At 59.4% G+C, this 20,228-nt stretch carries 19 protein-coding genes and 1 pseudogene; 14 read left to right on the top strand and 6 right to left on the bottom strand.

What is annotated here, in order from left to right; genetic code table 11:
- The first annotated feature begins 61 nt into the window (after nucleotides 1-61).
- From PY650_RS29620 to PY650_RS29595, 6 genes and pseudogenes are all read left to right on the top strand, one after another.
- A complete protein-coding gene (locus PY650_RS29620; protein ID WP_285883314.1) occupies nucleotides 62-595 on the top strand; it encodes a DUF1993 family protein in 534 nt (177 codons plus the stop codon).
- 410 nt (nucleotides 596-1,005) lie between these two features.
- Entirely contained in the window at nucleotides 1,006-1,761 is a 756-nt protein-coding gene (locus tag PY650_RS29615; protein WP_285883313.1) for an SDR family oxidoreductase, read from the top strand.
- Between the two features lie 83 nt (nucleotides 1,762-1,844).
- Nucleotides 1,845-2,264: a cupin domain-containing protein gene (locus tag PY650_RS29610; protein WP_285883311.1), complete on the top strand. Its 420-nt coding sequence runs from the start codon at nucleotides 1,845-1,847 to the stop codon at nucleotides 2,262-2,264.
- Between the two features lie 19 nt (nucleotides 2,265-2,283).
- Nucleotides 2,284-2,740, top strand: a pseudogene (locus PY650_RS29605) (carboxymuconolactone decarboxylase family protein).
- 245 nt (nucleotides 2,741-2,985) lie between these two features.
- Nucleotides 2,986-3,441 carry a pyridoxamine 5'-phosphate oxidase family protein gene (locus PY650_RS29600; protein ID WP_285883310.1) on the top strand — a complete coding sequence of 152 codons (456 nt, stop codon included), beginning with the start codon at nucleotides 2,986-2,988 and terminating at the stop codon, nucleotides 3,439-3,441.
- Nucleotides 3,442-3,503: 62 nt separating this feature from the next.
- Nucleotides 3,504-3,959 carry a DUF3788 domain-containing protein gene (locus tag PY650_RS29595; protein WP_285883309.1) on the top strand — a complete coding sequence of 152 codons (456 nt, stop codon included), beginning with the start codon at nucleotides 3,504-3,506 and terminating at the stop codon, nucleotides 3,957-3,959.
- Between the two features lie 33 nt (nucleotides 3,960-3,992).
- Here the strand turns inward: PY650_RS29595 and PY650_RS29590 are convergent, their stop codons facing one another.
- Nucleotides 3,993-4,322: a hypothetical protein gene (locus PY650_RS29590; protein WP_285883308.1), complete on the bottom strand. Its 330-nt coding sequence runs from the start codon at nucleotides 4,320-4,322 to the stop codon at nucleotides 3,993-3,995.
- Between the two features lie 121 nt (nucleotides 4,323-4,443).
- Here PY650_RS29590 and PY650_RS29585 point away from each other — a divergent pair, with 121 nt between their 5' ends.
- The 3 genes from PY650_RS29585 to PY650_RS29575 all read left to right on the top strand — a co-directional run bounded on the left by PY650_RS29585 (nucleotide 4,444) and on the right by PY650_RS29575 (nucleotide 9,706).
- Entirely contained in the window at nucleotides 4,444-5,643 is a 1,200-nt protein-coding gene (locus PY650_RS29585) for an efflux RND transporter periplasmic adaptor subunit (RefSeq protein ID WP_285883307.1), read from the top strand.
- Nucleotides 5,640-8,822, top strand: coding sequence for an efflux RND transporter permease subunit (locus tag PY650_RS29580; RefSeq protein ID WP_285883306.1), 3,183 nt, complete (start codon nucleotides 5,640-5,642; stop codon nucleotides 8,820-8,822). The genes PY650_RS29585 and PY650_RS29580 overlap by 4 nt, the downstream gene beginning before the upstream one ends.
- A gap of 605 nt (nucleotides 8,823-9,427) precedes the next feature.
- Nucleotides 9,428-9,706: an LbetaH domain-containing protein gene (locus tag PY650_RS29575; protein WP_285883305.1), complete on the top strand. Its 279-nt coding sequence runs from the start codon at nucleotides 9,428-9,430 to the stop codon at nucleotides 9,704-9,706.
- 154 nt (nucleotides 9,707-9,860) lie between these two features.
- On the opposite strand, the gene PY650_RS29570 is transcribed toward PY650_RS29575, so the two are convergent.
- The gene (locus tag PY650_RS29570) at nucleotides 9,861-10,952 is read right to left on the bottom strand and encodes a two-component system sensor histidine kinase NtrB (protein ID WP_285883304.1); all 1,092 of its coding nucleotides are present in this window, start codon (nucleotides 10,950-10,952) and stop codon (nucleotides 9,861-9,863) included.
- Between the two features lie 528 nt (nucleotides 10,953-11,480).
- Here PY650_RS29570 and PY650_RS29565 point away from each other — a divergent pair.
- From PY650_RS29565 to PY650_RS29550, 4 genes are all read left to right on the top strand, one after another.
- Nucleotides 11,481-12,065 carry a cytochrome P460 family protein gene (locus tag PY650_RS29565; RefSeq protein WP_285883303.1) on the top strand — a complete coding sequence of 195 codons (585 nt, stop codon included), beginning with the start codon at nucleotides 11,481-11,483 and terminating at the stop codon, nucleotides 12,063-12,065.
- A gap of 233 nt (nucleotides 12,066-12,298) precedes the next feature.
- Nucleotides 12,299-12,928 carry an FMN-dependent NADH-azoreductase gene (locus PY650_RS29560; protein WP_285883302.1) on the top strand — a complete coding sequence of 210 codons (630 nt, stop codon included), beginning with the start codon at nucleotides 12,299-12,301 and terminating at the stop codon, nucleotides 12,926-12,928.
- Between the two features lie 178 nt (nucleotides 12,929-13,106).
- Complete coding sequence (locus tag PY650_RS29555) at nucleotides 13,107-13,562, top strand: (2Fe-2S)-binding protein (RefSeq protein WP_285883300.1); 456 nt, start codon at nucleotides 13,107-13,109, stop codon at nucleotides 13,560-13,562.
- Nucleotides 13,563-13,566: 4 nt separating this feature from the next.
- Nucleotides 13,567-15,774 (top strand): xanthine dehydrogenase family protein molybdopterin-binding subunit, encoded by a 2,208-nt coding sequence (locus PY650_RS29550; RefSeq protein WP_285883299.1) that lies wholly within the window; start codon nucleotides 13,567-13,569, stop codon nucleotides 15,772-15,774.
- Nucleotides 15,775-16,051: 277 nt separating this feature from the next.
- Here the strand turns inward: PY650_RS29550 and PY650_RS29545 are convergent, their stop codons facing one another.
- The 4 genes from PY650_RS29545 to PY650_RS29530 form a co-directional block, all read right to left on the bottom strand.
- Entirely contained in the window at nucleotides 16,052-16,663 is a 612-nt protein-coding gene (locus PY650_RS29545; RefSeq protein ID WP_285883298.1) for a peroxiredoxin-like family protein, read from the bottom strand.
- 159 nt (nucleotides 16,664-16,822) lie between these two features.
- Complete coding sequence (locus tag PY650_RS29540) at nucleotides 16,823-17,338, bottom strand: Dps family protein (RefSeq protein WP_285883297.1); 516 nt, start codon at nucleotides 17,336-17,338, stop codon at nucleotides 16,823-16,825.
- 107 nt (nucleotides 17,339-17,445) lie between these two features.
- Entirely contained in the window at nucleotides 17,446-18,315 is an 870-nt protein-coding gene (locus PY650_RS29535) for an ATP-binding protein (protein WP_285883296.1), read from the bottom strand.
- Nucleotides 18,316-18,528: 213 nt separating this feature from the next.
- A complete protein-coding gene (locus PY650_RS29530) occupies nucleotides 18,529-19,314 on the bottom strand; it encodes an AraC family transcriptional regulator (RefSeq protein WP_285883295.1) in 786 nt (261 codons plus the stop codon).
- Between the two features lie 557 nt (nucleotides 19,315-19,871).
- Between PY650_RS29530 and PY650_RS29525 the strand changes: the two genes are divergently transcribed.
- On the top strand, nucleotides 19,872-20,228 hold a 357-nt coding region (locus PY650_RS29525), incomplete at its 3' end, for a LysR family transcriptional regulator (protein ID WP_285883294.1).

Here is a 20,228-nt window from a genome sequence, read left to right as displayed (position 1 = left end):
GGGAGCTCTTTCCGCACTGACAAACCGCAGGCATAACGGTATCGGACATGATGGAGGTGACATGTCCTTTTCGATATATGACGTCACCGTGCCCGTGATGCTGCATGGGCTCGCGGTCATGGACGACTATCTGCTTCATGCCCAAAACCTGGAGCGCTCCAAATCCCTTGATCCGGGAAGCGTGCTCACATCCAGGCTCGCTCCCGACATGCTGACGTTCGGCGAACAATTGGAGGTCAACTGCAACAAGGTCGAGCTGCACATGACCAAGCTTATGGATCGAATCCAGGTAGCTCCGCGTAGCGTCGCGATGATCTATCCCGCTCTTCAGGGGCGTCTGCTGGAAACGCGCCGCTTCCTGCAAACAATCCGGCCAGAAGACGTAGAGAGCGCTCGGACACACGTTTATCAACTGACTCCGTCCGTTGCGCAGGGGTCGTGCGGCGCGGATGATTACATTCGACACGTCGTACTAGCGGAGTTCTTTTTTCATATCGCCGTGGCGCATGCGATTCTGCGCCATCTTGGAGCTCCCATAGGAAAGAAGGACTATCTTGGGCATTTCACGCCACATGGCGGAGACGACTATTCCTGAAGATCGGCGCGCGCCGAGCTGCCTGGCCGTTACTTCATTTCATCGCACTCCGATCTGAGGCTATCAGACAGAGGGTCACGCATTTTGGACGCCTGGATACAGGAGTTCGCGATATCGATGTTTAACGGCCGAATAGCTGGCCATATAGTTCGGTCCTCGCCAACTATTTGAAGGCCGATGTATGCGATATGTTCCGCTGAGAAAGGCCGGCCGGCATCCAACCCCTCTCTGCGTCAGCAGCATGACGTTTAGTGCGACGACAGGATCATCTGACTGCCAGGCGAGCTGCGTTCTAAAAATTTCATTCCTGCCTTATTCCGGATGTCCCGGGAAAGAACTCTGCGCCGTCTTCCAACCGCGCATCGAAACGATGATCAGCCGCTTCCGGCGACCAACAAAGGAGAGTAACCGTGAAGATAGTCGTGATTGGCGGCACTGGTTTGATTGGCTCGAAGACCGTTGCCATTCTGCGCCGAGGCGGCCAGCAGGTCGTCGCGGCGTCGCCCAAGACTGGTGTCAACACTGTCACCGGAGAAGGGCTCAAAAAAGCGGTGGCCGGCGCACAGGTGGTGATCGACCTCTCCAATGCGCCTTCGTTCGACCCGGAGGTCGTGTCGGAATTCTTCGAGACTTCCGGCCGCAACCTTGCAGCGGCGGAGACAGCGGCGGGCGTCAGGCACCATATCACACTATCCATCGTCGGTACCGATCGGGTACCCGACCAAAGTTACTACCGCGCCAAAGTCTCCCAAGAAAAGCTGATCGAGGCGTCCCGTATCCCGTACACGATCATCCGCTCGACCCAGTTCCTCGAATTCCTCGGCGGGATCGCCGATGCGAGCACGGATGGAAGCATCGTCAGGCTTCCGCCAGGCCTGCTTCAGCCGATCGCGGCTGACGACGTCGCCGCCTTCGTCGCCGATGTAGCCTTCACTAATCCACGAAACGGGATCGTCGAGGTAGCAGGCCCGGAACGAGCGGAGTTCAACGAAATCGTTACTCGTTATCTGAAGGGTATCGGCGACCCGCGGAAGGTCGTGAAAGATCCCCAGGCCCGATATTTTGGCGGGCGTCTCGATGAAAGGTCGCTCGTGCCGTTGGGCGAGGCGCGCCTCGGCCGCACCAATCTCGACGAGTGGCTACGACGCTTCCAGAAAAGAGCCTGATCAGGCCGTCGCGGGACGCGTCGACAATGCCCGATGCGGAGCCCACTACAAGCAGTTTCAGTGTTGAAGAAGGAGCAAGCCAAGTGAATTTCCGAACTGTTATCGCCGCTATCTCCATCACCTTTGCTTTGTCGATGGCCGGCGCGGTTTCCGCCCAGGACAGCGAAGCGCAAGCCGTCACGAAGAATTTCGACGCGGCTATTCCCAATATCCCGGGCAAATCCCTGATTGCCGTGGAAGTCGATTACGCGCCGGGCGGTGCGTCCACCCCCCACACCCACGCGAAGTCGGCTTTCATCTACGCTTATGTGATTTCGGGCGCGATCGAATCGAAGGTGAACAACGGCGAGACGCGCATCTACCGGGCAGGGGAGAGCTGGTCGGAAGCGCCGGAGGCGACGCATTCCATCAGCCGCAACGCGAGCAAGACCGAGCCGGCAAAGCTGCTCGCTGTCTTCGTCCTCGACACCAATGACAACCCTTTGACCACGCCCATCAAATAAGCTTCTGGGTAAGAGGCCAATGACCAGACGTCTGGATTATAACCAAATTGCTCCGAACGGCGCCAAGGCTCTCGGAGGTGTGTATGGCTACATCATGCAGAGCGACCTGCCCGCCGAGCTGATCGATCTTGTCTATCTCCGCGTCTCGCAGATCAACAACTGCGGCTATTGCCTGGACTTGCACACTCGCGATCTCACGAGGAGGGGAGTGCCGATCGAGAAGCTTGCCCTGGTTCAGGCGTGGGAGGAGGGCGGCGATCTCTTCAGCGAGACCGAACGCGCCGCTCTTGCCTGGGGCTGAGACGGTGACGCGGGTGGCAGAGACCGGCGTGCCGGACGACGCCTACCGGGCGGTGCGCGCGGTTTTCGGCGAGAAGGAACTCGTCGACCTCACGATCGCGATCAGCCTGATGAACGCCTACGACCGCATGGCGATTAGCTTCCGCAACACGCCCGACGCAGCCGTCAAAAAATGAGCAAAGAGCACCCCGGCGCGCTAAGCCTCTCTCAGCCATTCCAATAACGTTCGGCTATCGACTCCATGGCGAGAGGTGATTTTCTTTTCCACCCTCATAGATCCAATCTTCAAGCCTCGTCGCTCGCCCTCGTATGCGGATGAAAGTCGGCGTTCGGTTGAACGATCGCAGGCGGGGGCTGAGATCAACATTCTGATGAGTTCCGGCGAATGAGCGCGTGGAATAATATGCAAGCGAGGATGTCTATGATTGAAATCACTGCCGACATGGAGGCCATCATCAAGCAGGCGATACTGTCGTTCGTCGCCACGGTCAACGAGGATGGAACGCCCAATCTTTCGCCGAAGGCGTCCTTGACGGTCAGGAACGGTGTTCTCTATTTCGCAGATATCGCATCGCCCCGGACAATACTGAACTTGAGGCGTAATCCTGCCGTCGAGATTAACGTAGTCGACATCTTCCAGAGACGCGGTTACCGAGTCACGGGTCGCGGATCGATACTGTCGCCGGGCAATGAAGAGTATTTGATGATCGCCGACTGGGTTCGGGCGACGAATGGCCCGGAATATCCTGTCGATCACGTGGTCAAAATCGAAACCACTTCGATCACCCCCTTACTGTCGCCGGCCCATGTCTTCGCTCAACCTCCTCGAAGTCAGGACGAGATCAGGCGCACCTACTATCAAAAGTACACGGTGTGAGACCGATTCGAGGCATCGTAGTCAGAAGCTTAGGTGATTAACTTGTGGTGCAAGGAAAGCACATGGAACAGTCCCCCCAGATCGGCGACAGGATAGCCAATAAATCAGCGCCGCCCGATGACGGTGCCGTTCGCGCCTGGATCGGCCCCGAGGCATTCGAGCATTGGGCCGAGTTACAGAGCTGGATCGAGGCATCCTACCCCGGTGTTTTCGCGCCGGAGTGGCTCTATGGTGGCCAGAAGCGTGGTTGGTCCTTGCGCTACAAGAAGACCAGGGCGTTCTGCACCTTCCTGCCGGAATACAGGCGGTTTTCGGTGGTGGTGGTCTTTGGGACAGCAGAGCGAGAGAACTTTGAGGCGCGGCGCTACAGCTGGCGCTCGCAACTGGTCAAACTCTACGATGAAACCCGGACATATCATGACGGGAAATTTCTGACAGCTCCGATTGCATCCGCAGATGATCGGCACGAGGTGATGGAGCTTTTGACTATGAAGCGCCCTCCACCGTCACAGGGTTGATTTTCGCGAAAATCCTGACCGAAAGTCTTCGATTCAAAGCTTGAAAGACTCGGCACTTTCGCGAAAGGGATGGCATTGGCCGGCATCCCGCCGAGAACGAGCGTGGGAACGTCGGTAAATCTTGTGGCTGCCAGGCTGCATCTGTTGATTGCAGCGCTCTTTTGCGTGCGGCAGCAGCATTGTGTCCTTGGGGCTTTTGTTGGGCTTTGCGTCGTGGGCATCGATTCCATAGCCATAGGTCATTGGACCATCGAGTTTCGCCATCCTATTTTTGCTCGCCAGCAAAGGAGGTCGGAAGATGAAGAAATACTGCGAAAATCCCGAGGCCATGTTGCCGCTGAGGTGAGAGCAAATCGCCTTCATGAGCTCGTCGGATGAAGCGAGCCTTCGATCCCTGAACGAACATTCCATTTCAGCTGAACGACGAAAGACCGGAGCCTGGCGCTGGCCGCGGCTTCTCGACCAAACACGTCGGAGGTAACCGATGCAAATCCGCCATTCAACATCAACTTTGACACGCGCTGTGCTGCTTTTCGTGGCTCTCTTAGCGGGAGCTGCGCAGGCTCAGCAAACGCCTCCTCCACCGCAGGTGTCCGTGGCGAAGCCGGTCGTGCGAGAGATCGTCGACAACGACGAGTTCATCGGCCGCTTCCAGGCCTCCGAGCAGGTTTCTATCCGCTCCCGGGTCGGCGGGTACCTTCAAAGCATCAACTTCAAGGACGGCCAGTTGGTCAAGCAAGGCGACGAACTTTTCGAAATCGACCAACGCCCCTTCGTCACCGCCTACAACCAGGCCACCGCTCAGCTTGCGGTCGCCCAATCCACCCTGACCTATGCGCAGTCGGAATTCGACCGCGTGAACACTCTGGTAAAGTCCGGTAGCCAGACGGTGTCGACACTCGATGACCGACGCAAGGAACTGCAATCCGCGCAGGCGAACCTCCAGGGGGCCCAGGCAAGCGTTGAACGCGCGCAGCTCGATCTCACCTACAGTAAGATCACGGCCCCGTTGAGTGGACGTATCGACCGTCATCTGATTTCGGTCGGCAACCTCGTCCAGTCAGATCAGACTGAACTGACGACGATCGTCGCTCTTGATCCCATCGACTTCTATTTCGACATCGACGAGCGGCGTCTGCTCAACTATGCGGAGACGGCTCGCAAGAACGGCAACGTCCTCCAGGAGGGGGGCGGCGGCCTGAAGGTAAGCGTGCGTCTCGGGGACCGGGACCATACGAAGTTCGGGGGCACGCTGAACTTCGCCGAAAACACCATCGATCAGGCCACCGGCACGCTGCGCGCGCGCGCCCGTTTCGCCAATCCCGGTTTTGTCCTTCAGCCCGGTCTCTTTGGCCGTGTTGAGATCGAGGGCTCAAATTCCTACACCGCGGTCCTCATACCCGACGAAGCAATTTCCGCCGACCAGAACGAGCGCGTGGTCTACGTGCTCAGTCCCGACAATACCGTGACGACAAAATCCGTTCGCACGGGTCCCAAGCTTTACGGCTACCGGGTCATCCGCGCGGGTCTCACGGGCGATGAACAGATCGTCGTGAAGGGCGTGGTCCGGGTGCGTCCGGGAGCCAAGGTTACTCCGGTTACGGTGGAGCTGCCCAAGGAAAACCCGAACGATGTGCCAGCGACGGCGCAGGAAGCAGTGTCAGCAGCGGGAGCAGCCAAATGAGGTTCGCACACTTCTTTGTCGATCGGCCGATTTTCGCATCGGTCATTTCGCTCGTGCTCATCATCGTCGGCTCTGTCGCCTACCTGCAGCTGCCGGTCGCGCAGTACCCGGAAATCGCGCCACCGACGATCGTGGTGCGCACGTCCTATCCGGGTGCGGATCCGCAGACTATCGCAGACGCGGTATCGACACCGATCGAGCAGCAGATAAACGGCGTTGAAGACATGCTATACATGTCGTCCTATTCCAGCGGTGACGGCTCCTTGGCGCTGACGATCACCTTCAAACTGGGAACCGATCTCGATAAGGCGCAGGTGCTCGTCCAGAACCGTGTCGCCATTGCTCTGCCCCGCCTTCCGCAGGAGGTGCAACGCCTCGGCGTCACGACGGACAAGACCTCGCCGAACCTGTTGATGGTCGTCCATCTCCTGTCCCCGACCGGCCGTTACGACCAGCTCTACACATCCAACTATGCACGCAGCCGCATTCGTGACGTCCTCGTACGCCTGCAGGGCGTTGGCGACGTCCAGATATTCGGCGAGCGCCAATATTCCATGCGAATCTGGCTCGATCCGGAGAAACTATCAGCCTACGGTATGACGTCGACTGACGTTGTCAACGCGCTCAGGGACCAGAACGTCCAGGTGACGGGCGGCTCCATTGGAGCGCCTCCGGCCAAGACCGGCAACGCCTTCCAGTACACGGTCAGGACGGACGGCCGATTTTCCGACCCCCATCAGTTCCGATACGTGATCGTCAAGGCCGCTTCGGACGGCCGCCTGGTGAAGCTGGAGGATGTCGCGCGCGTCGAGCTCGGTGCGCAGGACTACGTCACGAACAGCTATCTGAACAACCAAACGGCCGTCGCGCTGGTTATCAACGCCCGACCGGGCACGAACGCGCTGGAGACGACTGGGCAGATCAAGTCAATGATGGCGGATTTGTCGAAGAACTTCCCGCCTGGTCTTGAGTACAGCATCGTGTACGACCCGACACAGTTCGTCGCCGAGTCCATCTCGGAGGTCTATCGAACAATCGGCGAGGCTGCTGTGTTGGTCGCAATCGTGGTCCTCGTGTTCCTGCAGTCGTGGCGCACAGCGATCATTCCGATCGTCGCGATCCCGGTATCGCTGATCGGTACCTTTGCGTTCCTCGCCGCCTTCGGCATGTCGCTGAACATGTTGACGCTCTTCGGTCTTGTCCTGGCGATCGGTATCGTGGTCGATGATGCGATCGTCGTCGTTGAAAATGTCGAACGCAACCTTGCAAAGGGTATGAGCCCGCGCATGGCCGCGCACGTCACGATGAACGAAGTCGGCACCGCCGTCGTGGCAATCTCCCTTGTGCTGATCGCGGTCTTCGCACCGACGGCCTTCATTCCGGGCATCGCGGGGCAGTTCTACAGGCAGTTCGCTGTCACGATCTCGATCGCGACCGCTATCTCGGCATTGAACTCGCTGACGCTATCCCCGGCGCTCGCCGCGGTCGTCCTGAAGAAGCACGATCACGCCAGGGAAAGACGGAACATCTTTTCAAGGCTGGGGCACGCTGCCGCGAACGGCTTCAACGGCGGCTTCGACGCACTCAGCCGTGGCTACTCGTCGGTCGTACGGTTGATTGTCCGATCCTGGATCGGGGTCGGCTGCGCACTGGTTGTCTTTGTCGGTCTTCTGGGGGCGACATGGCTCATAAGCACCAAGGTCCCTAGCGGCTTCATTCCCGTGATGGACCAGGGCTACGCCATTGTAGTCATCCAGCTTCCGGACGGCTCGTCGCTGGAAAGGACGGACGCGGTCGTACGCAAAGTCTCCGACATCGCCCGGCAGACGTCCGGCGTCAAGGATGCGGTGGAATTCGCGGGCTTCAGTGGCGCGACATTCACCAATGCCTCCAATGCCGGCGTCGTCTTCACGGCGTTCAAGCCTTTTGCCGAACGCGTGAAAACGGGAGACAATGCCAACAAGATCATCGCATCGCTCTACAAAAACCTTCAGAGCGTCGACGACGCCTTTATCATCGCGGTTCCGCCACCGCCCGTCCGGGGTATCGGCAACGCCGGTGGCTTCAAAATGCAGATCATGGACCAGGATAATTCCAACATGACGCGCGTGCTCGACGTCGCGCGCCGGATGATGGCCGCGGCCAACCATACGCCGGGGCTGACCGGAGTGTTCACGACCTTCTCGGAGTCCACTCCCGAGTTTTATCTCGATATCGACCGTGAAAAGGCCCAGTACCTCAACGTGCCGATCCCGAATATCTTCGACACGCTGTCGACGAACCTCGGCATTTCCTACGTGAACGACTTCAACGCCTTCGGACGTGTCTACCAGGTGCGCGCGCAGGCCGACAAGCAGTTCAGGATGGAGAAGGACGACATGTTGGATCTCAAGGTGAGGTCCTCTACCGGCGCGCTTGTCCCGCTAGGCACGCTTGCCGATATCCGCGACACCAGCGGCCCGACCCTCATCCAGCGCTACAACATGTATGTGTCGGTACCGCTGCAAGGCAACGCCGCCGCGGGCGTTTCGACCGGCGACGCCATCCAGAAGATGGAAGCACTTGCCACCAAGATGCTGCCGCCGGGCACGACGTTCGAATGGACTGATATCGCCTACCAGGAAACGCATACGGGCGGCAGCGCCGTATGGATCTTCGCACTGTCGGTCGTCTTCGTCTTCCTGGCGCTCGCGGCGCAGTACGAAAGCTGGATACTGCCGCTCGCGATCATCCTGATCGTGCCGCTCGCGGTTCTTGGCGCGCTGATCGGCGTCTATCTGCGGGGCATGGACAACAATGTCCTGACACAGATCGGCTTTGTCGTCCTGATCGGCCTCGCCGCCAAGAACGCGATCCTGATCGTCGAGTTCGCCCGCCAGGCGCAGGACGAAGGCAAGACAGCCGTAGAGGCCGCGATTAAGGCAAGCCATTTGCGCCTGCGCCCGATCCTGATGACGGCATTTGCATTCATCTTCGGCGTGCTGCCTCTGGCGGTGGCAGAGGGGCCGGGCGCCGAGATGCGCCAGTCACTCGGCACCGCCGTGTTCAGCGGGATGCTCGGGGTCACAATCTTCGGTCTTCTCCTGACACCGGTCTTCTATGTCCTGCTGCGCGCGCGCTACAAGCCGCGCAAGCATGAGGAAGAAGACAGCGAGGGCCTGCAGCAGGCAGCCCAGTAGCCAAAACGCATGTTGGCCCGTCAACTGCAAACGCTGGCGGGCCACAATTACGGCTGACGCGTTCCACATTGCACCGCGACTGAACGATGCGAACAATTCGCGACCGAGAATCTTGGCATAAACATTATTCATGAGACCGATATGTGCCGCATGATGGGTTCCAGGGCAGCTAGACAATAGACTGATCGCAGTAAAATCAGGCAGCTGGATTCAACTGGTTGGTCCAACTAGCTCGATATGGAACGGGTCCTCCATGCCTCTTCTCGATGCTACTGCGGTTCACCCGATCGCGCTGCCCGATGGCACTGTCTATTCGGATACGGTGTACCTGAAAAACGTCATCGACCATCCGCGCATCAAGGTCGGCGACTACAGCTATCATACGTATTCTGGAAAGCCCGAGGACACCGCCGCGATTCTGGCACCATATCTCGGTCATAGCGTCCGCGAGCGGCTGGTCATCGGCAGATTTGTCCAGATCGCAAGGGGAGGCTACTTCATCGCCAGTTCGGCCAACCATCCAATGACGGCTTCACCACCTACCCGTTCGGATCTTCGAACCCGAAACCTTCGGCTACAAGGATCTGCCCGTAAAGGATACGGTTGTGGGTCACGACGCATGGATTGGCCAGAACGCGGCGATCATGCCCGGCGTCCATATTGGGGCCGGTGCGATTATTGCGGCCGCCTCTGTGGTGACCCGCGACGTGCCGTCTTACGCTGTTGTCGAGGGAAATCCGGCAGCGATCATCCGGATGCGGTATCCAGACGAGATCACAAGTGAAATTCTCGATATCCCTTGGTGGGATTGGCCGATCGATAAAATCGAGGCCAATTTAACGGCACTCAACAGCGGCGACTTGGCCGCACTGAGGTTGGCCTGAATGACTGGCATCCTCGTCCGAAAGCGGGGCATTGGTGGCACTGGCTACATAACACCGAACCCGGACTGGGGACGCGCCCAGCCGTCGTACTTTAGCAGCTCTGCTCAGCGCCCGGCGAGCCAGGCAAATGGCGCGATGCGGGTCAAGGGACCGATCAAGCCTCCCAAAGGCATTCGCCGCATCCATCAATGGGACTGCGACGGTGCCCTTCCAAACAAGGACGCTGCCCCTTTGAGGGTACGACGTGAAAGACGCCCCCGTTTGGCGACGGGCTATATGCGATAGTCGAGTGAGCGGCTTGCGAGCAACTCTCGTCGCTGTTCGGCCCCCGAACCGGAACAGCATGCTCCGCGTCGGGCACACGCGGGAAAATCATCCGGATCGCGGTTCCGACGCCCAGCTCGGATTGCAATTCGATCCACCCGCCTTGGCGCTCGACAAACGCTCGAACCTGGGCAAGCCCAAGGCCAGTTCCGACGCCAGTTTCCTTGGTCGTGAAATACGGCTCGAAGACGCGACTCATGACCTCCTCGCTCATCCCCGAGCCGTTGTCACGGACGGAAATTGCGACCATTCCACCGAACCTATCATCCAATTCGGCAGCGACATTCGCGGCGGAGACGACGATCAGGCCGCCTTTGGGCATGGCAGCGTCGGCGTTGCGACACAGGTTCAGCAACGCATAAAAGAGCTCATCGGGGTCGGCCTTCACCGGCCACAGACCGGATTCGATCTGTATTTCCATCAGTATGTCCGGGCTTAACGATGGGCGCAAGTCCTCAATGACGACCGAGAGCTGCGCGGACGTCGTGCCGGAACAGCTGTGACGAGCGAGGGTTCCTTGATTCAGTAGCATTCGAGTCAAAATCGCGCCTCGGTCGACGGCGCCGTGCAAGCGGGTGAAGATCGCCTTGCGGGCATCGGCGTCGCTTTGACGTTCCAGAAGGCCTAGGCCGCCATCGATTACGGCCAGGAGATTGTTCATGTCATGTACAATGGACTCTGTAAGCTCGTCTCCCGAGCCGTGTGAAGCCGACTCGAGGTGCGCCGAGAGGGTGCCGAACCCAGCGATGGGCAGGACACGGCGCAGAATTCCCGAGACCTCACCGTTGGGACCCGCTATCGGGATGTCTACACACCGCAGCGCGGGCGCCGGTCGACGCTGCGCGCCACGCGGACGGGGGCCGACCGAGGCGGCGAAGAGGCGCCCCTGCCCGATTGCCACGCCTGCGCCTTCGGCCAGCACAACGATGTTCCGCGGAAGAACCTCGACAACGGGAGCGGCTTTCGAGCATGAGGCGGTCGCACGGCGTCTATCTGCATCCTGCATATCAATCTCCTGGTCCGTGAATCGAAGCCATCCGCTTGCACAACGGCGTGGCACCCGATGACACAGTGGATTCCGACGACCCGAAATGGAAATCACATGTCGCCATCAAGTTGATAGCCTGCCGTTATTGGGGGTCTCCGCCCCAGCACGATCGTCGGCAACCTGGTTCGCGGCTCGCAAAGGATCGATGAAAGCCCGCGCCGCGGGCTTTGTCGCCTCATTTGCCAATGTTGACGGTTACGAGATTTTCCATCGCGAAGACGGATATCCGGCGAAATCGATGCCACGGGAACAGCCCTGACAACGATGTGCGAGGACGGATGCGGCCGCATTCCTCACCGCTATTGAAACCATACAATCCAGCTATTGGAAAACTTCGTCCTGCGCTGCGACAACTGGAATGGTCAACGAATGCTACGAGTTCGCCAGTATAGGAACATTGCCATGAGAGTTATCGGTGCCTTGGGTGTCACCCTAGCAGGACTGTTCATGATCGGCGCCGTCGCCGTCACTGCCGATGCGCAGATGGATAAGCGCTCGCGGTATGAAGGAGCGACTGCAGCCGTTGTCGATGACAGAGGGAATCTGCACGTGCCTTCCGACTATCGGACCGCTTATCAGGTGCTGGGCACCTGGGCTGTAGCGAAAGACGACGGCCCGGGCTCAAAACAATTGCACGTGGTCTATGCGTCGCCCGGAACCATCGCCGCATACCGCAAGGACGGTCACTTTCCCGATGGCGCTGTTCTCGTGAAGGAAGTCTTCAATACGACCACGAACGAAATGACAACGGGAACCGTAAGCAGTGCCGGCACCCTGGCAGGCTGGTTCGTCATGGTGAAAGACAGCGCCGGGCGATTCCCAGGAAACAAGCTTTGGGGCGACGGCTGGGGCTGGTCTTGGTTCGACGCGGCCAATTCCCAGAAGACGACTTCCACCGACTACACGGCGGACTGTCAATCCTGTCACGAGCCGGCGCGACAGTCGGATTGGATCTACACTCAGGGCTATCCCGTCCTCAAGAAATAAGCGGGGCGTGGCGTCGATGCGTTGTTCCCCTTCGCATTCGAAGATTAGCCACGGCCTCTGGCATGACGTGCCGGACGGATTTCGATCCCTGTGACGTTTCCGCCAAAAAGACAAATGATCAAGGAGACACTTCCCATGACGGTCATCGTGGTTACGGCTGAGGGCGAAAGGGACAAAGGACCTGTTAAGGCACTGTCCGCAATTCGCTCCGTAAAGCCGTTGAGGTCGTTCGCATGAACATCCTCCATATTGATTGCAGCCCGCGTCTTGAATCGCACAGCCGGCAGCTTTCGGCTGCGATTGTCAAAAAGCTCCTTGAGCTTGCGCCCGATGCCAACATCAGCCGGCGCGACCTTGGCGCTTCTCCAGTGCCGCACGCCGGGTCCGATTACGCGAACACGCTGTCGTCACCGGCCACATTGGCGGCGCCGCTGAAGGGCGCTCTGGATCTCGCCGAAGCGCTTATTCATGAAGTCGAGGCGGCCGACGTGGTCGTCATTGGAACGCCCATGCACAACTTGACCGTTCCCTCAGTCCTCAAGGCGTGGATCGACCAAATCGTGCGCGCCGGTCGCACCTTCAGGTCGACGCCGGCCGGGAAGGTGGGAATGCTGCCGGACCGTCCGGTGTTTATCGGCATCGCTTCCGGTGGCGTCTTTAGCGGCGAACGAGCCAACCAGCCAGATTTTCTCACGCCGTATCTGTCGGTGCTGCTGGGCAGTATCGGGCTGAAAACCCTGCAATTCTTCGCCGTGCAGGCCACCGCGTTTCTAGACCGGGACCAGGCCGTATTAGCGAGGGAGAAAGCGCTCTCGGCGATCGACCTGACGGTCATAGGAGAGGTTCCGTGCCTGATCGAGTGAAGGGCGTTGCCGCATCCGAGAGGAATGAACCAGGAAGAGCCGTCGCTGCCTTCAACTCGAAGGAGCGACGCGGGGGAAAGACGATCGTCCGCGTTCGTCCGTGAGCGGCAGGCTCTCCCATTGATCCACGCAGCCGGCCGACCATTGTCCTATCAGCACCAGCCACCGAGAGGCACGCATGGCTTTCACGTTAAAGATCAACGGCACCCCCCATGACGTCGACGTCGACGGCGACATCCCGCTTCTGTGGGCGCTGCGCGACACACTTGGCATGACGGGGACCAAGTTCGGCTGCGGCCGGGGGCTATGTGGCGCCTGCACCGTTCATCTCGACGGTCAGCCGGTGCGCTCGTGCCAGACGCCAGTCGACAGCGTCGGCGACAGCGCGATCACCACGATCGAAGCGATCGGCCAGACGCCGCAGGGCGCGGCCCTGCAAAAAGCGTGGCTGGAGGTGGAGGTGGTGCAGTGCGGCTACTGCCAGTCCGGCCAGATCATGTCGGCGGCGGGGCTTTTGAAGGACACGCCGAAGCCGACGGATGACGACATCAATGCCGCCATGTCCGGCAATGTCTGTCGATGTGGCACCTATCAGCGCATCCGCGCTGCGATCAAGCAAGCTGCGGGAGTTTGACATAATGGATGAGCTTGTTCGGAAAGAGCAGATTGTCGACCAAACAGCGGTGTCGCGGCGCGGCTTTCTTCAGGGCACAGGGTTGGTGCTTGGTTTTGCCCTGACCGGTGTAAGCGCGGAGCCCGTCTTCGCGGCGTCTGCTTCGCAGATTGCCGAGAACGAGGTCACGGGTACTTTCGCGCCGAACGGATTTATACGGATCAATCCGACCGGCGCCGTGACCTTGGTCATGCCAATGGTCGAAATGGGGCAGGGGGTTTACACCTCGCTCTCGATGCTACTCGCTGAAGAACTGGAGGTGAAGCTTGACCAGATCCAGGTTCAGCATGCGCCGCCAAATCATGCGCTTTACGTCAATTCGATCATAGGCATTCAAAATACCGGTGGTTCCGCCTCGGTCCGCGCCTTCTGGACGCCGCTGCGTCAGGCAGGGGCAGTCGGCCGCAATCTGTTGATTGCGGCGGCTGCACAGCGCTGGAATGTCGATCCGGCGACTTGCCGCGCCATGGATGGCGTCGTGTTCGATGCGTTAGGCTCGAAGCATCTGAGTTACGGCGAACTTGCGATGGCCGCCGCGAAATTGCCCGTGCCGCCCGCGGCAACCGTCAAATTGAAGGAACCGAAGGATTTCACCCTGATCGGCACGCGCGCCAAGCGCGTGGATTCCCCGATAAAGATCGATGGGCGGGCGCTCTACGGCATCGATACGTGGCTGCCCGGCATGAAGGTTGCGGCGGTTGCTATTTCGCCGGTGGTCGGCGGCAAAGCGAAAACGATGGACGAGAAGGCCGCGCTCGCGGTCAAGGGCGTCCGGCAGGTGGTCAATATCGATGAAGCTGTTGCCGTGGTCGCGGATCACATGGGTGCCGCCAACAAGGGGCTTGAGGCCACCGCCATCACCTGGGACGATGGGCCGAACACCAAGGTCAGCAACGCCAATATCGTCAAGCAATTGGAGGAAGACTCCAAAAATCCGGGCGTGGTTGCCCGTAGCGATGGCGATGCGGCGAAGGCTCTTGCGGAGGCGGCACAACGGATTGACGCGGTCTATCAGGTGCCTTTCCTGGCTCATGCGGCGATGGAGCCGATGAACTGCACTGTTCATCTGCAGAAGGAACGTTGCGACATCTGGGTCGGGACACAGGCACCTACGATCACGCAGTCTCAGGTAGCCGACCTCACCGGCCTGCCAAAGGATGCGATCAAAATTCACAATCATCTGATTGGCGGTGGCTTCGGTCGAAGGCTGGAGCCCGATGGCACATTGTTGGCCGTCAAGATCGCCAGGCACGTCGATGGTCCGGTGAAGGTGATCTGGAGCCGCGAAGAAGACATTCAGCACGATATGTATCGGCCGTACTATCTCGACCGGCTATCGGCCGGACTTGATGCGCACGGCAAGCCGGTTGCCTGGACGCATCGGATCGCCGGCTCCTCCGTCATGGCTCGCTATTATCCCGCTTACGTCAAGGACGGATTGGATCCTGATGCCGTAGAGGCGGCGGCCAAACCGCCCTATGAATTGCCCAACATCCACGTCGACTACGTCCAGGTCGAGCCCGCGGGCGTCCGAACGTCGTGGTGGCGCGGCGTCGGACCGACGCACAATGTTTTCGTGGTCGAAAGCTTCATAGACGAGCTCGCCCATGCCGCGAACCAGGATCCCGTTGCTTATCGCAAGGGATTGCTTGCGCAAAATCCGCGTGCGCTTGCCGTTCTGTCGCTCGCCGCGGAAAAAGCCGGGTGGGGATCACCACTTCCCGAGCGTCATGGCCGCGGGATTGCGGTGCAATTCGCATACGGCAGTTACACGTCGCAGGTCGCCGAGGTCGAAGTGGCGTCCGATGGCTCCGTCAACGTCAAGCGGGTCATCTGTGCCATTGATTGCGGCATGTACGTCAATCCCGATACGATCGAAGCGCAGATTCAAGGTGGAACGGTTTTCGGGCTGACCGCTGCGCTCCATGGCTCAATTACCTTCAAGGACGGACGCGTCGAGCAGAGCAATTTCGACAGCTATCTGCCGATGCGCATCGATGAGGTCCCGGTGGTGGAGACTCACCTGATCAAGAACGCAGAACCTCCAGGTGGCGTTGGTGAGGCTCCGACCGCGATTGTCAGTGCTGCAGTAATAAATGCGATCTTCGCCGCCACTGGCAAGCGCGTGCGCACCCTGCCGATCGATAGGGATTCGCTGAAGTCGTCGTCATAATCCTTGCGCGTCATCCCGCGCGACGGACGCGCGCGGGATGACGGTCCGGACCTCGGACAGGCCTCTGCTCGCTACGTGGATCTGCACCAAGCGCGTCGCTTACCTTTTATGCGCTAGCTGCACTGGCCTGATGAGAAACGTTTCCGAACGACGCTCCCCACTGAGCGACCTCAAGGATGCCGAACCTCGGGCCTCCCAATCTTGCGTCCACCTCCGTCAAGCACGCCTAGCGGTATCTTGTGAAGAGCGTGAATAGTGCCGTGGCCGACCGCGGTGACTACGCGCCCGGCGCTCTCCAGACCCGATCGAGCACTGGCAGGAGGTCCGATGGGTTTGAGCGGTGAGTTTGATCCGGATCGACTTCCGAGTAGACGATGACACCGCGTTGATCGACAACGAAGCGTGCCGGAATTGGAAGCGTCCAACTATCCTCGCCATGAAGGCTCGGCAAATCGATTCCGCTCTTCAAATGCAATGTCTGAAGCAGTTCGGGAACGCGCCAACGAACGCCGAACTGCCGCGCGACCTTCCCGCCTTTGTCGCACAAGATCGGCAGCGATACCTGCGTAGTCCTTCGGGTTCTCGCATTCTCCTCAACGGTCTGCTGCGAAATCGCGACCAGCGAAGCTCCACGAGCCTCGATTGATGGACGGACCTCTTCCAGCGCCTTTAAACCGAGGACGCAACTGGGACACCAACCACCGCTATAGAAGATCAGAAGGAGCGGACCGCGCCGCAGCATCGATACCGCGGAGGTCTTTACGCCATCCTGGTCGGGGAAACAGAAGTCCGGCGCGCGTCGCCCCGCGGTTAATGCCTTTTCAGTTTGGCCGGTGGCCTTCAGGTATTCCGCAGCCTGCGCCAGGGCATTTATGATGTCTGTGTCCATTTCCGGTGTCCTGTATTCCGAACAGCCCGCGCTTCAACCCCCGAGCCGTAACCGCCAGCCCATCCAACCGAACGAGTCCGATGCCGAAGTTCGAGAGAGGATTGCTGCGGGGAGCGCATGCAATCACCCGCGCCTCGCGGGTGGGCACGCGCCTGGGGGTTAAACTCTCCTGGTCGCCTCGAAGAGGAACCATGTGCGACGTTCGGCCTCGTCGATCCAGCTTTCGATCAGGCTGGCCGTGGCGATATCGCCATGCTCGTCGCAGACATTGTGCGTCTGCCGCATGCGTTGAGTAAGCGCCAGATTGTTTTCCTTCAGTTCGGCCAGCATGTCTTCGGGTGTGACGAAATCGGCATCATTATCCTCGATATGCTTGACCCTGGCGATGTGGCCGATCGAGCGGATCGTTGTGCCGCCGATCTTGCGGCCTCTTTCCGCGATTTCGTCCGTCATCGCGAAGATCTGCGCGGCCTGTTCGTCGAGAAGGAGGTGATAATCCCGGAAATGCGGGCCCGATATGTGCCAATGGAAATTTTTGGTCTTGATGTAGAGTGCGAACACATCCGCCAGAAGTGCGGTGAGGGCGGCTGAAATATCCTTGGTGGCATTGGAGCCGAGATTGCTCGGCGTGTCGAGCGGCGCCTCGCGGCGCTTTCTTGCGTCTTCTATACTCATTTTGATCCCTCCTTCGGGTTTGCAGCCTTGCTGTTCGCCGTGGGATGGCTCCGAACTAGCAGTTTTGTGAAATTGAGTCTGCGGGTTTGCGAGGTGCGCCCCCCGCGTTAATGCGGCCTGGTCGATTCCGGCCTCAAAACGGGCGGCAGCATCATTCGCACCGCTGTTCCGATGCCGATCTCGGACTCGATCTCGATAGCGCCGCCGCTCCCCTGAACAAATTGCCGTACCTGGCCGAGGCCGAGACCCGAACCTTGCCCAACGGGCTTCGTCGTGAAATTGGTGTCGAATGCTCGCCGAAGCACTTCGTCCGCCATGTCGCCTCCGTTGTCCGCGACGATGATTTCTCCCGCTCCGGTCAATGCTCCCGGGCGCGGCACCATATTTTTCGCGGAGATTACGACCTCGCCACCGTCTTGGAGCGCAGCGCTCGCATTGCGGCACAAATTCAGAAGCGCGAAGTAAAGGTCCTCCGAATCGGTGGCAAAATCGGAGAGATCACCGGCGATTTCGGTGCGAAACGACCGGCCAGGACCGATGGCGTGGCGTAAGTCCTCCGTTGCCGCGACAAGGTCGCGCCGGGTCGTGATGTTCGTCCGTCGATTTTGTCGAATAAAATTTCCAGCCAAGAGCTTGCGACTTGAGACTGCGGCGCGCTGTAGCGCATGCCGCATTTGGCCGACGATCAGTTTCCTTCCCTCGGCTTCCGTCTGGCGCTCCAAGAGCCGCAGCCCGCAATCGACGGTGGCGAGCAGGTTTGTGATGTCGTGCAGGATCACTTTGGTGGCCTGGCCCATGATGACGCTGTCTTGATCTTGCGTCAGCGGAGTAGGACGCGCGGCTCTGGTCAGGGGTAAGTTGCGACACATCAGGCCGGCATCTCCCAAGTGAACGGCAGCCGGATCCCAGAATAGAGTAGCCTCGCCGATGCCTCCGCCGCGAGGCGTGACGACTTCAATGTCCTCGTTGCTTAGCATATCGACCCTCCTGGCTTTTCAATCTGACATGGTCGCCCGCGTGCTGATCGTGGCGCCGAAAGTGTTTGGTACGACAATGCTTGGAGAATGACTTCGCAACACCGGCGAGGGAAATCACCTCTCGCCATAGTGTCGATAGACGATCGTTATCGCCGGTCGCCGCCTGCGCGCGATGTGGTCACGAGCAATACCAAGAGCCGCGCTGGGGCTTTCTCATGTCGGCGGGACAGCTGCAGCCGGGAGATGATGAAGAAAGGCGGTCGGGGTCATTTTCGTTACTTGCCGGAACGCGTACGAGAACGCCGCGGTGCTACCGAAGCCCACGTCTGTCGCGACCTGCGAGATTGTACGCCCCACCGAAAGCCGATCGATTGCGAGGACTATTCTTGCTCTTTGCCGCCAGGCCTTGAAGGTCAATCCCGTTTCTGCCGGGAACATACGGCTGATCGTGCGAACCGATGTTGCCGCGCGACAGGCAAGGTCACTTACGCCGAGATGCATCCGCGAATCCGCTAAAGCGAGATCAGCGACGCGTCTGCCGATCGTGCTGGTTGGCATCGGAAGGAACACCAGAATGTCGGGTGTCTCGATAAGCTCGTGAAGAATCAATCGCACGGCAAGCTCGGCTTTTTCGGGCGATATATCGTCCTTGAAGGCCGAAAGGATCAATTCCCGTAGCAGCGGTGTGGCCGCGAGGGCGAATATGTAATCGAGCGGCCTATCCGGCGCCCACTTCCGTAAGGCCGATGGGTGCCAATAGATCATCCGCAATTCGGTATCGGAAATCATATCGACCCGATGGGATATGCGCGCTGGCATCCAGAGCGCAAGCTGGGGCGGGATAAACCACCGTCCAGATTCGGTGTAGACCTGTATCGTTCCCGAAGCAGCAAAGATCACTTGCGCTTCTGCATGCGCGTGCCATGCGACGGCCTCGCCCCGGGCAAATGTCCTGCTGAGAATGCTGAACGGCAGGGGTATCTGCGATTGGCGTGTCATATACGTCGATTGGCCACACATCGTTGACACGCCTTGGTATCATCGCGCCATGACTTGGTCGAGCGTCCTGTCGCTCAGACCGCGTCGCCTATGTCTGTCCCAACCCGTTCCAACGAGAGAGCTGATGGTGAAGAGAATGTCGGTCATTGGTGCGCAGCTATGGCCAACTCAACTGCTCCCGCGACATCAGGTATCGGACAACGGGCTCCGTTAGCGAGAGTAGGCGTAAAGTCGCCGGGCCAAAGTTGGCACCAGAGATGGCATCCCAATGGACCGTGTTGATTCTTTAACGGCGTCGAGGCCTATTGGAGCATTCACCGGATCGACGACAATGGCGAGCGCCAAAGAGACCGCGGATGCGGCCTTGCTCCACTTCCTGAAAAGGGTCGAAGAACTTGCAGGTTCTACCATCGATAAGTTGCCCGGGCGCCGGCGATCTTTGTCCTCTCAAAAAATGAGAAGCGGTGTCTCATGCTGGGGGTATTATCCTCGCAGAAGAGAGGTGGCATTTTGGTCCTGAGTCCCCGCGGGGAAATAGGAGTAACATTGGAAAAGCGATGAACGACCGACTTACAGCACTTAAACTGTTTGCCCGCGCAGGTCGCGTGGGGAACTTTTCGAGCGCCGGTCGTGAGCTCGGTCTCTCTCAGGCCTCGGCTTCACGCCTCATCGCCGCGTTGGAAGCCGATGTCGGGGCGACACTCTTCAGCCGGACAACCCGTGCGGTCACGCTGACGGAGGCTGGAGAAGCTTATTTAATGCGTGTGGAAACAATCCTGGCCGCGCTCGACGAAGCCGACCACGAGGCGCGCGGCACCGGAGAACTGCGGGGGGTGCTTCGCGTCGGCACGCCCATAAGTTTCGCGCTCAGGGAAATCATTCCGCGGCTTCCCGCGTTCATGCAGCAGCACCCG

Source organism: Martinezella calliandrae, assembly GCF_030272695.1.
GTDB lineage: Bacteria > Pseudomonadota > Alphaproteobacteria > Rhizobiales > Rhizobiaceae > Rhizobium > Rhizobium calliandrae.
The sequence above is the reverse complement of the archived record's forward strand: the minus strand, read 5'-3'. Positions and strand labels throughout refer to the sequence as shown.

What these genes read in the sequence shown, in the direction of transcription:
- PY650_RS29585 (WP_285883307.1), top strand. Translation starts at nt 4,444, where the DNA reads ATGCAAATCCGCCATTCAACATCAACTTTGACACGCGCTGTGCTGCTT.
- PY650_RS29565 (WP_285883303.1), top strand. Translation starts at nt 11,481, where the DNA reads ATGAGAGTTATCGGTGCCTTGGGTGTCACCCTAGCAGGACTGTTCATG.
- PY650_RS29530 (WP_285883295.1), bottom strand. Translation starts at nt 19,314, where the DNA reads ATGACACGCCAATCGCAGATACCCCTGCCGTTCAGCATTCTCAGCAGG.
- PY650_RS29550 (WP_285883299.1), top strand. Translation starts at nt 13,567, where the DNA reads ATGGATGAGCTTGTTCGGAAAGAGCAGATTGTCGACCAAACAGCGGTG.
- PY650_RS29540 (WP_285883297.1), bottom strand. Translation starts at nt 17,338, where the DNA reads ATGAGTATAGAAGACGCAAGAAAGCGCCGCGAGGCGCCGCTCGACACG.
- PY650_RS29590 (WP_285883308.1), bottom strand. Translation starts at nt 4,322, where the DNA reads ATGAAGGCGATTTGCTCTCACCTCAGCGGCAACATGGCCTCGGGATTT.
- PY650_RS29545 (WP_285883298.1), bottom strand. Translation starts at nt 16,663, where the DNA reads ATGGACACAGACATCATAAATGCCCTGGCGCAGGCTGCGGAATACCTG.
- PY650_RS29580 (WP_285883306.1), top strand. Translation starts at nt 5,640, where the DNA reads ATGAGGTTCGCACACTTCTTTGTCGATCGGCCGATTTTCGCATCGGTC.
- PY650_RS29555 (WP_285883300.1), top strand. Translation starts at nt 13,107, where the DNA reads ATGGCTTTCACGTTAAAGATCAACGGCACCCCCCATGACGTCGACGTC.
- PY650_RS29595 (WP_285883309.1), top strand. Translation starts at nt 3,504, where the DNA reads ATGGAACAGTCCCCCCAGATCGGCGACAGGATAGCCAATAAATCAGCG.
- PY650_RS29600 (WP_285883310.1), top strand. Translation starts at nt 2,986, where the DNA reads ATGATTGAAATCACTGCCGACATGGAGGCCATCATCAAGCAGGCGATA.
- PY650_RS29620 (WP_285883314.1), top strand. Translation starts at nt 62, where the DNA reads ATGTCCTTTTCGATATATGACGTCACCGTGCCCGTGATGCTGCATGGG.
- PY650_RS29535 (WP_285883296.1), bottom strand. Translation starts at nt 18,315, where the DNA reads ATGCTAAGCAACGAGGACATTGAAGTCGTCACGCCTCGCGGCGGAGGC.
- PY650_RS29560 (WP_285883302.1), top strand. Translation starts at nt 12,299, where the DNA reads ATGAACATCCTCCATATTGATTGCAGCCCGCGTCTTGAATCGCACAGC.